Origin of the sequence: Xenorhabdus budapestensis (assembly GCF_017743015.1) — a bacterium.
Classification (GTDB): domain Bacteria; phylum Pseudomonadota; class Gammaproteobacteria; order Enterobacterales; family Enterobacteriaceae; genus Xenorhabdus; species Xenorhabdus budapestensis.
Map to the genome: position 1 here is coordinate 2,363,568 of NZ_CP072455.1, position 14,894 is coordinate 2,378,461.

A 14,894-nucleotide genomic window follows, 5' to 3' on the forward strand; every position below is an offset into this window, starting at 1 on the left:
TGCTCTCTCCTTATACCGTCGCACTGGCCAAACTATGCAGCAACGCAAACAACAGGAGTGCCATTACTGATGCCACCATCATCATCTGAACAGACTGTGGAATATCGTCAGGAGTGACCTCGCGCCTTGCATCACCAATCCACGGCTTTTCGACAAGCTGATTAAAGTAAACACTCGGCCCGCCAAGACGGATGCCTAATGCTCCTGCCACAGTTGCTTCCGGCCAGCCACTATTAGGGCTACTGTGTTGATAACGATCACGCCAACCGATACGCAGTGCCTGCCGAAAATCTAAACCCTGCCATTTCGCAGCCATCGCCAGCAGCAACCAGCCCAAACGTGCGGGCAGCCAATTCGCCACATCATCCATACGCGCCGAAAACATCCCCAGTGCCCGATAACGGGACGTTTTATAGCCCACCATTGAATCAAGGGTATTGACAGCCTTATAGGCCATAGCAAGTGGAGCACCGCCAAGCATTAAGAAGAACAATGGTGCAATCACACCATCCACACTGTTTTCTGCTACAGTTTCAATCGTGGCACGGCTGATTTGCGGCGTTTGCAATTGAGAAGTGTCCCGGCCGACAATTTTTGCAAGCTGTTCACGGCTGGCATTTAAATCCTCCTGACACTGTTTTTCCTTACACAAGGCTTGATAAACATCATTTGCGGCATCACTCAGGCTGCGTCCTGCCAACACGGTATAAATCAGCCAGATTTCAGCTAACCACCCTAGCCAAAATGTCACGCTATAGGCCAACTGCAAAACCCAATAGCTCGCCAGCCAGGCGCTCCCCACGACTAACAGCCATAACAGTACGCCACCCCATTTCAGGCCAGTTTCTGTCCGGCAAAACCGGCGAATAAGTTGCTCAGCCTGACTGATAAGTTGCCCGATCCAGCGCACGGGATGCGGCCAATGAGGAGGATCACCCAATTTCATATCCAGAATAAAAGCGGCAAACCACAATAGAACCGTCATAACAGCCTCCGTGCCATCATCAGCCAGCGATGGAGCAAACCAGGACGTTGGGCAAAATGGATATGCAGATAGCCCGCCAGCGTATTGCCATTCTGGTAGCCGCCCTGCCAGCTTTTCTGCGCTTCTTTTGATGTCCCTTTAACACATTGAAAAACAGGCGGTTGAGTCGTGATAAAATCCGAGTAATGGAATTCATGCCCTCGCAGCGTTTCTCCCTTTGCTACTAAAGGCGTATCACACAGTGCGGTGGCTTCGCAGTAACCAAAGCGTTTCAGGTGATCTCCCATCCGGCTTTCACCGGCAATCAGACCCACCATGTCATGCCGTACACCCTCAGCATCAATCAGGGCATCGCCGAGATACATCAAACCACCACATTCTGCATAAATGGGAATGCCTTTTTGATGCGCCTGACGTAATGCGGTATGTATGGCGTCGTTGGAAGATAAGGTTCGGGCATAAATTTCAGGGTATCCCCCGCCCAGATAGATCATCTGGCACTCAGGCAACTGATGATCATGCAGAGGGCTGAAACGTTTGATGGTCACGCCTGCTTTTTCCAATAACAACAGGTTATCGGGATAATAGAAGTTGAATGCTTCATCTTCTGCCAGAGCCAGCGTCAAACCCTGTCCCATTAAGGGATCAACCAGAGAATCGATACTTCCTTTTGGCAAGGAAGATAGCCGGGTTAATGCCAGCAACTTATCTAAATCCACCGAGTCTTCAATCTGCTGAGCAAGGCGAGACCAGCATTCTTCGGGCTGATTTTTATCATCATACTGACCGTCTTGTTCTTGTGCAGGGATCAGCCCAAGATGGCGGGAAGGAAGGGTAATCTCTGGCATAACAGGAAGCCGCCCCAAAACAGGAATACCGCAATAACCTTCAATTGCCTGTTTTAATAACTGGAAATGGCTATCCCGATTGACGCGGTTGATCAGCACTCCCAGGATATTGACCGCCGGGTCGAATTGCTGAAATCCCATCACGGTAGCGGCAATTGAGGTAGAAACCGCTTTACCATCCACCAATAAAATCACCGGACAGTTAAGCTGTTTTGCCATCGCCGCACTACTGCAATAATTGGGATCTATACCATAGCCATCGTATAGCCCCATGACCCCTTCAATAACCGCAACATCTTTATCGGCCATAGCCTGACTGAACAAACCATTCAGGATGGGTTCGGGAAGCATAAAAGCATCAAGATTACGCGAAACGATCCCTGTCACAGCGCGATGCCAGCCACCGTCCAGATAATCAGGCCCGATTTTGAACGGTTGTACCCGCAGTGAACGGTTCATCAAAGCACGCATGATGCCCAATGTAACGGTTGTCTTACCACATCCACTGCCTGTACCGGCGATGACAAAAGCATATTTCTGTTGCATGTGCTTACCCCAAAACATTTAAATCTTGTATTAGTGCCAAAATCGGACTTATCTTTAAGTCAGCATAGCTTTTAAGTTGGTATCGGTTTTAAAATCGCATGAGTATTAGGATCCTCAATTAATATTCTCAATCATTGATATGTATCAAACAAAAGGTTTTTAATGCACTTTTGGCAAAGCAATTAATATCCCATGAATAGTCTAGATATCAATAACGCATTCCCACCTGAATAAATAAGCTATGCAATAAATCCATGATTAAAAAAGTTTAATGCAAGAATACAACAGGAAAATAAATTTATTTTCAAAATACACATTTTTCATTTTTATAAAAACATCCTTTATTACTTTTGTGATCTTGTTCATGATTACTGGTTTTTAAAAACTATTTTTAGTTCAGATAAAATAAAAAATAATATAACTCAATCAATAAAAAGACAAATTCAAACACATAATATATTGAATTTAATCATGTTTATTTTCAGAGGTCAAAAATGCAACTCATTAATATTATAAAATTACTTTTATATGGCTAAATATTTTCAATAGATAACAAATTTCGACTTGAAAATTATTCATGCTTAAGAATAAGAATGTTGATATAAATCAAATTTACCTGTCTCCTATTGAGATAATAATGATGAAAAAATTAAAACAGACATAACAAACTTTTTAAGAACAAGAAAAGGCCATCAATAAAATGATAAATAAAAAACATAGGCCAGAGTAAAGGAAGCTTTTTAAAAAAATAAAGAACGACCTCACTGTTTTTATGAAAAATATATTTTTGTTTCTTTGATTATTTAGATTTTAAATTCATAGAGGTAATCCAATGAATAAAGGTTATGTATGGTTAGTGGGTGCAGGCCCAGGTGATGCAGGTTTAATCACGGTCAAAGGATTACACTGTATTCAATCTGCGGATGTCATTGTTTATGACCGTCTTGTCAATCCTGAACTTATTGCTCTGAGATCAGATCACTGTGAAATTATCAATGTTGGAAAAGAACATGATTACCACCCCATCCCACAGGAAGAAATTAATCAAATTCTGCTAAGACATGCACAGGCTGGAAAGCAGGTTGTCCGTCTGAAAGGTGGCGACCCTTATGTCTTCGGCCGCGGAGGAGAAGAAGCGGAAGTGTTGGCACAACATGGTATTAAATTTGAAATTGTGCCGGGGATCAGTTCCTCAATTGGTGGATTATCCTATGCTGGCATCCCTGTCACCCACCGCAATCACGCATCAAGTTTCCATGTTGTGACAGGCCATACCTCTCAGGGCAATGAACAACAGAACTGGAAAATACTTGCTCAATTGGAAGGAACATTGATTATTTTAATGGGGATGACCCGCTTGATGGATATCTGCCAGCAATTAATACTCTATGGCAAATCCCCTACAACACCTGCGGCAGTGATCATGTACGCCAGCCATTCAAAACAAAAAAGTGTGACAGGCACACTGGAAACTCTGGCGGCAAAAGTGGAAGAGAAAGAACTGCATGCCCCTGCGCTGATTGTGGTTGGTGATGTCGTCAATTTAGCGGAAACACTCTCCTTCTCACCAACTTATCTGACACTCGGTGAGCTATTCCCAACATTGGAGAATTCCGCTGAGGAAGCAATATCATGAATGAACATGGCGGCAATATCATTAGCGTTGCCCAACAATATGGCCTGCCAGCCGATGACCTGATTGATTTCAGCGCTAATATCAATCCGTTGGGCGCACCTGAACGGGTTAAAGCATTGATCAAAAATAGTCTTGCCGATATCGAGAAGTACCCGGATGTGGAGTATCGCCATTTGCATCAGGCAATTGCAAAGGCTCATCAATGTGATTGCACAAAGATAATAGCCGGTAATGGAGCAACAGAACTGATCTATGCTGTCGTCCGTTATCTCAATCCCAAACGAGCTTTGCTTCTTATTCCAGGATTTGCCGAATACCGGCGAGCCTTGCAGCAAATCGGAACAGAAATTATCGACTATCCATTAACAGAAGAAGCCGGATTTCAACCTGATTTACGCCTGTTCAATACGCTTGCGACGACGCAACCCGATTGTGTTTTTATCGCCACGCCCAATAATCCTACCGGATTAATGCCGGATAACCCGTTTATGCAATCGCTGGTGGAATATTGCGAGAGTCAGGGGATCTCGCTGATTGTTGACGAATCCTTTATTGATTTTCTGCCTGATAAGCGGGGATTGATACCTCAATGTGCGGTCACTCAACATCTTTATGTATTGCGTTCAATGACAAAATTTTTTGCCATTCCGGGGTTACGTTTAGGCTATTTAGTCAGCGGAAATGCAGCGGGGATTGCAGAGATGAAAAACCGGCGTGAACCGTGGTCAATTAATGCTTTTGCTGCGCGGGTTGGTGAGATTTTGTTTGATGAGCATGACTATATTTCTGCGACACATCAATGGCTGAAATCACAGCAACATTATTTATGGAATCAACTGTCAACCTTCCCTGAACTGACGGTCTGGCCGCCATCGGCTAATTTTTTATTTTTCCGCTGTAATCAACCTAAGGTTGATTTATGGCATACCTTGCTGAAATACCGGTTGTTAATTCGTCATTGTAAAAATTATGCAGGATTAGATGAACGTTACTATCGCATAGCCGTGCGCAGTGAGCGGGAAAATCAGCGCCTGATCGCCGCCATGCAGCAGGTTTTGATTTATGGCTGAGGCCGCTTGCCCCGCTTCCTGTGGAGAACTTATACAAGGGTGGCTGTTTGGTGGAGAAAAGTTAATCTCTTGCCCAATCAATTGGTTCAGTTATGTTTCTGTCAGTGAAGGGAGTCCCATACCACACGAACGGCCACGTATGCGCCAGATGGTAAATTTATTGCTGGATTACTGGCAGGAGCCACCGGAATTGGCTGCCGGCTTGCGTATTGAACATCAATCAACAATTCCAGTCGCCAAAGGCATGGCCAGCAGCACAGCAGATATTGCTGCGACCGCCCAGGCCACCGCCAGATTATTGGGCAAGTCATTGACCAGTACAGAATTAGCGCAACTCTGTGTCAGACTGGAACCCACTGACAGTACCATATTCGAACAATTGACGTTGTTTGATCATCTCACTGCCCGGACTCAAATTCCCTTCAATTGGCAACCGGATATTGATATTTTGCTATTGGAAAGTTCACAAACTATTTCGACAGAAACATACCATCAACAGGATCATGACGCACAATTGCGGGATAACGCCCCGCTATTCCGCCAGGCATGGTTACAATTCCGTACAGCAAACCAACGGCATGATAATAACCGTCTTGGGGAGGCTTGCACATTAAGCGCCATCGCCAGCCAATCGATACTGCCGAAACCTTGTTTTGATCAATTGCGGGGTCTGGTTGAGCAAACAGGCATTTATGGCCTGAACGTTGCTCATAGCGGCAGTGTTGTTGGCCTGTTATTCAATTCACATCACCATGATGCAAATTACCTGCACTGGTGGCTGCATCAAAAGAAGATCGCTGGATACTATCCGAAAACTCATCAAGTCAAACTGATTGCGGGTGGTGTCCGTTAAAAATCAGGAGAGGCATTTAGCCTCTCCTGTTATTTCTCGTACTTACTTCATGTTTTTACTTAATATTACAGCAAGCAAAAGAGGAAACTTACCAGCTTATACCAACACCAGCGCCAAATACCGGACTACCTGAATTATTCCAGCTGGTTGACAATCTGAGGCTTACATTTTCATTTAATTTATCCTGAATACCTAAAGCTACAGCGCTGCCATTTCTGTATTGGCCTAAACCTAAACCAAGACTAAATCCGGTATTATTGCTATAAGGAATATTGCTCATTGCTGCTACGCTGGCAACACCAGCATTAGCCCGTTTTTCAGTTCGGTCAATTTTATTATCGAAATCATTAAATTTTTGGTCTGTATATGATTTTAGATCACCGAAACGCGTATCAGTATAATCATTCGCGTTCTTTAACGTTTCTTTATCTCCTAAAATACGTTTTTCAGTTTCATCACTCATCTTAGTGTTTAGTTCTCCCTGAATCTTACTTGTTTGAACCCCCACCTCAGCTTTCACCTGAGTTTCCACGCCCTTGATTACTGTGTTGTTCACCTCAGCTTTCATATTAGCGTTCAGTTGCTCTTTCACAGTCTTTATTTTCTCGTTTGTTTGATTCTGAGTGAACACTTTCTTATCTTCAGGCTTTGTGATAGCGTCCTTGTCAAACAGACCATCTACTTCCTTCTTTGCTCCCGCAGCTATTTGCGCCTTTGTTTGTGCCTGCGAGAACGATTTATTCGTGGCATTACCGTCACCATCAACGATCGATGCCTGTATTTTTTTGTTTGTTGCGTCCATTGAGTATATATCTAGATCACCATTGGTGGTTGCTAACTCCACGCCAGGGATGTTAGTACCATTTTCGTCCTTAAATGTAATCTTACCAGCAGCAGCAGCAGCTGTCTCAGATAATAATGCAGAGGAGATCAAAACAGACAAAATTGCTAATTTACGTGGTGTAGTTTTCATATTAAACATATTAAAATTTTCCCATTATTAATGAGTGATTAGTGTGTGGAACTACTAACAAAATGTATTGACTTACATTTTGTTAATTCTTAAATTATCTTCTTTAATAAACTTAATCTTTTTTAAAATAAATCATCAGGTTTTTTAATTGCAAATCATTCCTTCTCTTGTTAATAAATACCAATAGATTTTAGATTAATAGCCGTGCATTTATAATTTCGGACAAATAAATGGCTTTATAATAAAAACTATGTTTCTAATTCTTGATATTCAAGACAGTTTTTCTGCCTGCCGTTTTTACTTTGACCTTTATAACGAAATGCCTCAATTAATTTTACAAAAGCCGATGTATGTTGTTTTCGGCTTGGATAATAAAGAAAATATCCCGGGAAAGGTTCACACCAATCCTCTAAAACTTTAACTAACTTCCCTTCAGCAACTTGTTCTTCTACAGAATCTTCAGGAACAATAGATAACCCAAGCCCCAAAATAGCCGCTTCTATACGCAGCTCCAGATTATTAAAAGTCAGCTGACCTTTTACCCGTACCCGCGTTCGCTGTCCCCCCTTAGAAAATTCCCAGGCATATAAACCACCTAAGGTAGGTCGCCGGACATTGATACAGTTATGATTCTGCAAATCGAGCGGCGTTTCCGGTTTACCGTGAACAGCAAAATATTCCGGCGCTCCCACTACACACACTCTCCAGTCCGGGCCAATACGTACAGCCACCATATCCTTAGCTACCAGCGCCCCCGGACGTACTCCCGCATCAAAACGATCGCTGATAATATCGGTCATACTGTTGTCCATAAACAGCTCTACATGAATATCGGGATATTCACGCACAAAAGGCTGCAATAATGGCCACACAGTAGACTGAAGCGCATGTTCTCCCAGAGTAATGCGGATATTACCCGCAACCCGATCCCGCATATCCGTCAGCGTGATGAGATCATTTTCAATTTCATTCAAATGTGGGCTGATATTGTTAATCAGCATTTCTCCCGCTTCAGTCGGCACCACGCTACGGGTCGTTCGGGCTAGTAGTCGAATATCCAGTCGTTCTTCCAGGCTCCTTATGGCATGGCTTAATGCAGATTGCGAGAGTCCAAGTTTTGCAGCAGCACGAGTAAAACTTCTCTCATGCGCAACGACAATTAGATAAAAAATAGCCGTAAAGTTATCCTTCAGCATCTTACTCATACCCCTCTTTTCCATCAGTGTGATCCGGTTGCAACGTGATCATTTTGATATATATGTTTTGATACATATGTTAAGTTCAGCAATGGGTACGAAGAGATGCTAATCAATATAACTTCCATTAACTCTAATAATATGACTGCCATAAACTCTAATGAAGAAAGGCAGTCGTCATGTTGTAGCTAAAGATTAACACCCTAATAAATTTTGATTAATACCTGGAAAATGATAGTGATTATGAATTTTATTCATTAAACTGAAATAATTAACCTTATATTTTACTGATTTTTAGCATTCAGCTTTGCAAAACATCCATATAATTATCTGTTTTTAAATTATTTTTACCCTGCCTATTTTAGTGATAAAGGCGATTGCTATTTGGCTGAAATGTACAGCGGCCCCGGACATCAAAAACGCTTAATGGAGTTGGTGATGGGGACGCTGTTTATTGTTCTGCCGATAATCTGGCTGGTGGCATGGGCATGGGCGGAAAAAATGCACGATAAAGTCACAGCAACTTTCATTGAGCGTGAAAACTATAAACTATATTTAATATATGTATCTAATTATTTAATACATGACCAACTTGCGCTTGATGGGCTTTTTCAGTTTAATGCCTGCATTGACCTCGTACCTGGCTTTAAATGAAATCATATTATTAAATAACATATAGGGAGCCACTTTGTGAAAAATGAAAGAAGACTTTTTCTGAAACAGGCAAGTATTACTGGTGCAGTATTTTCATTATTACCTCTGATTCCAACAACCGTTCTCGCCTCTTCAAATAACCAACCAAAGAGAGAGGATGATATTAATATAGGCGTTTGCGAGATGACCCCAGAGGAAATGTCAGGTCCATATTTTATAAATAACAAACTGCTGAGACGGAATATAACCGAGGATGAACCAGGAATACCTCTTTTATTGACAATGAAAATAATTGATTCTGTAACCTGCAAACCTTTAGATGATATCTTTATTGATATATGGCATTGTAATGCAATGGGAAAGTATTCAGGTTGGAAATACATAAACCCAGACCTCAAGGCTCCATCTGGTGATATAGGGACGATTTCAAGAACGGATGAAAGCACATTCCTTCGAGGGGCACAAAGGACAGATAAAGAAGGCATCGTCAGATTCACCACCATTTTCCCTGGATTTTATGCTGGAAGAGCTTTACATATCCATTTATCAGCAAGGAGTGCGAATGTACAAAAAAGACAGGAAGATAAATTCTATTTTGTAGGTCAATTATATTTCCCTGAGGATATATCTGAAGAAATCATGATTAATGATATGTATTCTCCAAGGGATATTAATAGGCTTAAAAATGAAGATGATTCCATCTTTTCTGGCGTTAAAAATAGAGCTGCAATTTTAACAGTAAAAAAGATAGGGGATAATCTATTGGATGGATTACATGGAAAGATAGTCTTATCGATTAATAAAGACAATGTGTCCAAGAAAATAACCCCTAAAGACTTGGCTAAACACACTGTATAGGTATGATTACCTAAGACAGAGAACTGACAGATCACATCTAGCCTAATCCAATGCAGGAGAGGCATTTAACCCCTCCTGTGATTGGATTGGTTACCGGCAGGAACAGAGAATCCAAAGCCTCCTCGGGGTTAATTAATACATACAGGGGTCGCCCCAGAAAAGTTTGATTTCGCTGATGAATGGCTATCTCTCGATTACTTATAATCGACAGTGAAGGTGGCTGTGGCATTAACGCTACCGGCAGAAACACGATTACTGGTTTGATAATACTTCGCCATATATGACAATGTTTTCGGAGAATTTATCTTGCCAAGATCCTGCGGTTGATTAAATTTCACAGGATTGCCTCCGCTATCTAAAATCTGGATGCCGATCCCTGTTGCTGATGAGGTTGAATCAGCATTTATCACTCCATTTGCTTTTGCATTAATATCTGCCGAATTCCAGGTAATATTCGCGTTCGGTGATCCTTTGCATTGCACACCAATCTCGAAAGAACGTCCACCGGCGGTATCACCTTTGTTTTTAAAATGACTTATTAATACGGTTCCCATCGGAACATTAACACCCGGAGTAGTTATTTTACAAGTTCTTGCCGTGACGTTAAAAGCCGGGATTATATATTCGTACAAAATCTCTCCGGTATACTTTTTCTTCTCATCTTGACGAGCCATCGTTATTTTTATCTCATTGATTTTTCCAGATTGAACACTACCATCGATCACTATATGAAACTTACTGTCAAATTTCTTTTCTTTGCCGATCCCTCTTATACTGCCCTGTATCATTTCCGCATGTTCCAAACCATTAGGTTTGAGGCTCCATTTAAATCTGACACCAGGGAGACTGGTATTATAAAAGTTATTTTTGTGGGAACCTACTACTCCATTGATAGATTGTACATATATATTCTGATTGTATTTACTGCATTTTACATCCTTCCCATTATTGGAGATGATTTTCTTGTACGGCATTTTATTATAGTCAATAGAAATATCATCAAATTTGACTATTTCCTGAATTCTATCAGTCTTACATACTGCTGCTGTAACTCGTGTTGAATAACTCCCCGCGACAATGATAATTAATAATACCAATAAAAAGTTATTAGCTTTAATCTGAAAGTGATTATTACGTTCAAAATTAAACATGATAAATTCCTTTTAACTGCGGCAGTCAGCAATCAGGCGTAATACGCCTGACTTTTCGGGCAGCACTGATAAATCTGTTTTTGCATGACATTGTTGACCTTTATTTTTTCCCCATTGTACTTTTATTTCTGCCTGCTCGGGGACAGCATTCAAATACAGCTCACCGTCATCACCAACAATTCCGCTACTGTCACTGTTTATTAACGCTGCGCTGGCACCAAAAGGTACGAGTTTGCCGTTGTGACGTAATGTTACCAATATCCGGTGCCCCTGACGGACGCGAAAATCGGCAGCAACCACGGCACCGCGAGTCGGTACAATGTGTTGCACTGAGTTGTCAAGGTCAACGCCATCAGCCAGCATTTCAGTATCCAAGGCAACCCGGTTGTAGGCATAAGGTTCGATCGACGGGATTACGGCATAGCCACGTGAATCCGTTTTAATTCCACTGTGATTCAAAATTTTTGTTTCTGCTGCACCAGCTGCTTTAACCAGTGCCACGGTCTCACCCAATGATTGGGAAAACGTAATACCGTCTTGATGGGCGACAAGACCGCCAGACAACCCGTAGTTAAGCGACTGGCTATTATCACTGTAGCTGTAACCCAGATTCACACGGCCAGAAGAATGGCTATATCCCAGCGAAGCACCGCCACTCGCCCCTTCCATATTATTGCTGTGCTCCCCGTGGATACTATATGACAAGGCATGATCGTCCAATGCGCTGCCACTTATAGCCAGTTGTTGACTTCCCTGACTGTGGCCGTTTCTGCTGATGCTGTAAGTTGCCCATCCATTAGGCAGCCACTTATCCAGTGGAATAGAGACGTTAAACGATGCCTGTATATCCTTACTCTTAATGGATTCATGATTGGTATTGTAGGAAAGATTCAAGCCATAACTGATCCCGGCAAGGTTAATGTTATAACCGGCAGATAATGATTGGTTGGTGCCTTGTTTTCCCCAGTAATCCTGCTGATAGGCAGATACATAAAGATTGCCAAAATCCCCCATCCCCTGGTTTAGGGTTAGCTGCAATTGGCTACGCTTATTTTGTGCGCGGCTGGCGTCTTTTCTTACTGAATATTCATTTGTCTCTGCAAATGAATAGTATTCTGGTGTGGAATAACGATACCCAGCCAAAGTCAGGGATGTCCCCGTTGCTTCAATACTTTTCGTATATTGAATTCGATACGATTGCCCCCGTTTATGTTCATTCTCCGGCAATCTGGCATCTGCCAGTGTCGTATCCAGAGAAATCGCACCAAAATTACCTAACCCAACCCCCAGACCCGCGTTAAATGCCCGGTAGTTTTCTGCTACCTGCATACCAGATAGCAAACTTAACCGATTGGAGAGCCCATAGATAAATGCCGCTTCGCTAAAATAAGGTTTATCAGCGTTAGCATCGGAATAACGGTAACGCCCCAGGGTAAGCTGATATTTTAATTGCCCTTCTCGCTGCATCATTGGCACTGATGAAAATGGTTGCACAAATTTACGCTGTCGCCCGTCCTTTTCGGTGATCGTGACCTCCAAATCACCGGAGCCGGAGGTTGAATAAAGATCCGTGATAACAAAAGGCCCCGGCGGAACATAGCTTTCATAGATGACGTAATTATTTTGGCGAATCGTTACGCGCGCATTGGTTTGAGCAAGACCACGGATAATTGGCGCAAAGCCACGTTGGCTACCGGGCAACATTAAATTATCGGATGTCATAGAGGCACCAATGAACGGCACGCTTTCAAATATATCTCCGTCAGTAAAGGTTTCGCCAAGAATTATCTGGCTTTTTAGTCCATGAATGTCCCGTTGGATGTAGCTGTTAATGGATGAAAAACGACTCTTACCTTTATTTTTTCCAGAATCATAGTCATAAACTGATTGATTTCTTACCCGCCACGGTCCGATATTTATTCCGCTTTGTAAATTTAAAAAATAACTTTGGTTTTTTGTATTTTTATTATGATTTTCTGATCCACTAAAATTATAACTCATTAAAAATGCTGACTCTCCCTGTTGCCATAGATGTGATGCCACAGTATCTCTGGCTTGATTATCCAATGCGGCTTGTGGAATACTGATATCCAGACGTTGCCCATAGAAATCAAATGAAGCCGATGCCTGTGGAATATACTCGCTAATATCATCAATAATTTGTTCAGGCGAGAGTTTCATCAGCGCAGGAAAATCTGACATTTTCACGCCAAACTGTTTTAAATTATTGACCGTTAGCTGTGGAGACAGTTTGCCGTTTTCCAGCTTAATAAAATTAACCTGTTTTGTTTCTTGCTCTTTGCCGTTAAGAAATATGTTTACCTGATACTGACCCGGTAATTGACCACCGGGGAATGAAAATACGCTTAAATCAATTACCGATTGAGTATCATTTAATTCCAATGCTGATAATCGAAAATAATCCTGTGCCATGACGGGTAATGATAACAACACGGAAAAACATAAAATAAAGACTGAAAGCAAACATACTGGCATAATTGTGCTACCACTTTTTTTATATTTAATAAATATAATTTTTAGTCCCCAATATTTATCTTTGTTATCTTTCATCTTCTTTTTAAGGCAGGTTTTTAATTACCTCTTTGCTTACACCACCATAACTGTTAATGCTATTCCAGCTAACTAAGCCTGGTGATTCAGATGGCAGGACGAAATGCGCTACGCCCTGTGGAGCGATCATATCAGTCCCCGTCAGGGGTTTTCCGGCCACTTCAAGCTGCCCGATGGTTACGTAATAATTACTGGGGTTTCTGACCTCAAGTTGGTGACCAATGCGACGAAATTTCAGCATTTTATAAGCTTCTTCAGAATCACCTTCAATGCCTTCAGGCCGATAAAACAATTTGATTCGGGTTTTCACCGTAATCAATAAAGTATTCTGTTCGTTCTCTTGTACGGAAGGAATAGACTTCACATTAAGGTAAAAAACCGATTCCCTATCCTCAGGTAAATTACCTCCGGTACGGACAATACGAAGAATACTTTCCTTGCCAGCATCCAAACGAAATAACGGCGGTGTCACAATAAAAGGGGCTTTTTCTCCCTTTGAATCAGTACTGATAAAAGACTGAATTAAATAAGGCCGGCTTTCGTCAGAGTTTTTCACTGAAATTGAAGTTTCTTTTTTATTGCCTTTATAAATAACACGGGTTCCACCAACGGTTACACCCGCCCAGGACGGCAATATAAAAAACAATGAGCATATAAGCGTTATTTTTTTCGTTAGCATATACGATGTAAATATTCTTTTTATTTTATTTTTCATTATTACATGACTATTTATGATGTTAATAGCTCCCGGCCGCAGCCATAAAAATACCTCTGCGGCCAGGAAAGAAATGTTTATAAATGATTTTTATTTGTAATCTATACTAAAACTAAGTGTGGCATTGGCCGCTCCGGCTTTAACGGCATCTCCATTAGATACATAAGCCGCTTTTAAAGGTATAATCATATCTTTTTTATTGATTAAAATGTCCTTTTTTAGTATGGCAGTAGTAGACAAATCTATTTGGTTACCTCCGTCGTCATAAAAACCAATTCCAATCCCAGTTGCTCCAGATGTATCTAACGCCAATAACTTGCCATCTTTACTATCCTTATTACTCCCAGAAAATTTGACATCCATGGAAAGAGGTACAGCAGTAACAGGGCAATTAGTTAATTGGATATTAAAATCCTTTTCACTCCCTGTAACTTTAATTCCCTTTTTTCCGTTTATATCGCTCGTGTGATATGTCCCCATCTTCACAGGTTTGCTAGAAGCAGTACAGGTTGATGCTACAATGTCCCCCTTAAATGTTACTGTCCCCGTTGTTGCCGGAAAAGCCGCATAAGAAATATTGCTTACTGAAACCAATATTGCAGCAATAAAAGATGAAACTAAAGCCTTTTTCATTTACATATCCATAATGATCATAATATACAACTAGTTATTATGTATAACGCAAAACAATAAAACGTTATAACAAAAAATTTCGGTCACAAGTTTCTGTGCGAAGAAGAAAAATTTACCTTAAGAATCAAAAAAGATCAACAATTTGATCGGTATTGACGATCAATTGCCTATATATTGATAGGATTTATCAATCAAGGGAAAATGA

At 41.4% G+C, this 14,894-nt stretch carries 13 protein-coding genes; 5 read left to right on the plus strand and 8 right to left on the minus strand.

Going from position 1 to position 14,894, the window contains the following annotated elements; all coding sequences use genetic code 11:
* Nucleotides 1-10: 10 nt before the first annotated feature.
* Nucleotides 11-985 (minus strand): adenosylcobinamide-phosphate synthase CbiB, encoded by a 975-nt coding sequence (cbiB, locus tag HGO23_RS10405; protein WP_209026572.1) that lies wholly within the window; start codon nt 983-985, stop codon nt 11-13.
* The gene (locus tag HGO23_RS10410) at nt 982-2,379 is read right to left on the minus strand and encodes a cobyrinic acid a,c-diamide synthase CobB (protein ID WP_209026573.1); all 1,398 of its coding nucleotides are present in this window, start codon (nt 2,377-2,379) and stop codon (nt 982-984) included. The genes cbiB and HGO23_RS10410 overlap by 4 nt, the downstream gene beginning before the upstream one ends.
* Before the next feature lie 832 nt (nt 2,380-3,211).
* Here HGO23_RS10410 and cobA point away from each other — a divergent pair.
* The 3 genes from cobA to HGO23_RS10425 are packed head-to-tail and all read left to right on the plus strand — an operon-like array spanning nt 3,212 to nt 5,938.
* Entirely contained in the window at nt 3,212-4,015 is an 804-nt protein-coding gene (cobA, locus tag HGO23_RS10415; RefSeq protein WP_099136575.1) for a uroporphyrinogen-III C-methyltransferase, read from the plus strand.
* Nucleotides 4,012-5,085, plus strand: coding sequence for a threonine-phosphate decarboxylase CobD (gene cobD / locus HGO23_RS10420; RefSeq protein WP_209026574.1), 1,074 nt, complete (start codon nt 4,012-4,014; stop codon nt 5,083-5,085). The genes cobA and cobD overlap by 4 nt, the downstream gene beginning before the upstream one ends.
* Nucleotides 5,078-5,938 (plus strand): GHMP family kinase ATP-binding protein, encoded by an 861-nt coding sequence (locus HGO23_RS10425; protein ID WP_209026575.1) that lies wholly within the window; start codon nt 5,078-5,080, stop codon nt 5,936-5,938. The genes cobD and HGO23_RS10425 overlap by 8 nt, the downstream gene beginning before the upstream one ends.
* Nucleotides 5,939-6,026: 88 nt before the next feature.
* Here HGO23_RS10425 and HGO23_RS19655 read toward each other — a convergent pair whose 3' ends face one another.
* Entirely contained in the window at nt 6,027-6,920 is an 894-nt protein-coding gene (locus HGO23_RS19655) for a YadA-like family protein (RefSeq protein WP_244967779.1), read from the minus strand.
* A 239-nt stretch (nt 6,921-7,159) separates the two neighbouring features.
* On the minus strand, nt 7,160-8,107 hold the full coding sequence (locus tag HGO23_RS10435) for a LysR family transcriptional regulator (RefSeq protein WP_209028758.1): 948 nt from the start codon (nt 8,105-8,107) through the stop codon (nt 7,160-7,162).
* Between the two features lie 384 nt (nt 8,108-8,491).
* On the opposite strand from HGO23_RS10435, the gene HGO23_RS10440 reads away from it, so the two are divergent.
* Nucleotides 8,492-8,761 (plus strand): hypothetical protein, encoded by a 270-nt coding sequence (locus HGO23_RS10440; protein WP_145956639.1) that lies wholly within the window; start codon nt 8,492-8,494, stop codon nt 8,759-8,761.
* A gap of 36 nt (nt 8,762-8,797) precedes the next feature.
* Nucleotides 8,798-9,619 (plus strand): intradiol ring-cleavage dioxygenase, encoded by an 822-nt coding sequence (locus HGO23_RS10445; RefSeq protein WP_209026576.1) that lies wholly within the window; start codon nt 8,798-8,800, stop codon nt 9,617-9,619.
* Between the two features lie 194 nt (nt 9,620-9,813).
* Here the strand turns inward: HGO23_RS10445 and HGO23_RS10450 are convergent, their stop codons facing one another.
* The 4 genes from HGO23_RS10450 to HGO23_RS10465 form a co-directional block, all read right to left on the minus strand.
* Nucleotides 9,814-10,770, minus strand: a complete 957-nt coding sequence (locus HGO23_RS10450) for a fimbrial protein (RefSeq protein ID WP_209026577.1) — start codon at nt 10,768-10,770, stop codon at nt 9,814-9,816.
* 12 nt (nt 10,771-10,782) lie between these two features.
* On the minus strand, nt 10,783-13,266 hold the full coding sequence (locus HGO23_RS10455; protein WP_209026578.1) for a fimbria/pilus outer membrane usher protein: 2,484 nt from the start codon (nt 13,264-13,266) through the stop codon (nt 10,783-10,785).
* Nucleotides 13,267-13,348: 82 nt separating this feature from the next.
* Complete coding sequence (locus HGO23_RS10460) at nt 13,349-13,975, minus strand: fimbrial biogenesis chaperone (RefSeq protein WP_342355485.1); 627 nt, start codon at nt 13,973-13,975, stop codon at nt 13,349-13,351.
* 171 nt (nt 13,976-14,146) lie between these two features.
* On the minus strand, nt 14,147-14,689 hold the full coding sequence (locus tag HGO23_RS10465; RefSeq protein ID WP_209026580.1) for a fimbrial protein: 543 nt from the start codon (nt 14,687-14,689) through the stop codon (nt 14,147-14,149).
* Between the last annotated feature and the right edge of the window lie 205 nt (nt 14,690-14,894).

What these genes read in the sequence shown, in the direction of transcription:
- cbiB (WP_209026572.1), bottom strand. Translation starts at nt 985, where the DNA reads ATGACGGTTCTATTGTGGTTTGCCGCTTTTATTCTGGATATGAAATTG.
- HGO23_RS10410 (WP_209026573.1), bottom strand. Translation starts at nt 2,379, where the DNA reads ATGCAACAGAAATATGCTTTTGTCATCGCCGGTACAGGCAGTGGATGT.
- cobA (WP_099136575.1), top strand. Translation starts at nt 3,212, where the DNA reads ATGAATAAAGGTTATGTATGGTTAGTGGGTGCAGGCCCAGGTGATGCA.
- cobD (WP_209026574.1), top strand. Translation starts at nt 4,012, where the DNA reads ATGAATGAACATGGCGGCAATATCATTAGCGTTGCCCAACAATATGGC.
- HGO23_RS10425 (WP_209026575.1), top strand. Translation starts at nt 5,078, where the DNA reads ATGGCTGAGGCCGCTTGCCCCGCTTCCTGTGGAGAACTTATACAAGGG.
- HGO23_RS19655 (WP_244967779.1), bottom strand. Translation starts at nt 6,920, where the DNA reads ATGTTTAATATGAAAACTACACCACGTAAATTAGCAATTTTGTCTGTT.
- HGO23_RS10435 (WP_209028758.1), bottom strand. Translation starts at nt 8,107, where the DNA reads ATGCTGAAGGATAACTTTACGGCTATTTTTTATCTAATTGTCGTTGCG.
- HGO23_RS10450 (WP_209026577.1), bottom strand. Translation starts at nt 10,770, where the DNA reads ATGTTTAATTTTGAACGTAATAATCACTTTCAGATTAAAGCTAATAAC.
- HGO23_RS10455 (WP_209026578.1), bottom strand. Translation starts at nt 13,266, where the DNA reads ATGCCAGTATGTTTGCTTTCAGTCTTTATTTTATGTTTTTCCGTGTTG.
- HGO23_RS10465 (WP_209026580.1), bottom strand. Translation starts at nt 14,689, where the DNA reads ATGAAAAAGGCTTTAGTTTCATCTTTTATTGCTGCAATATTGGTTTCA.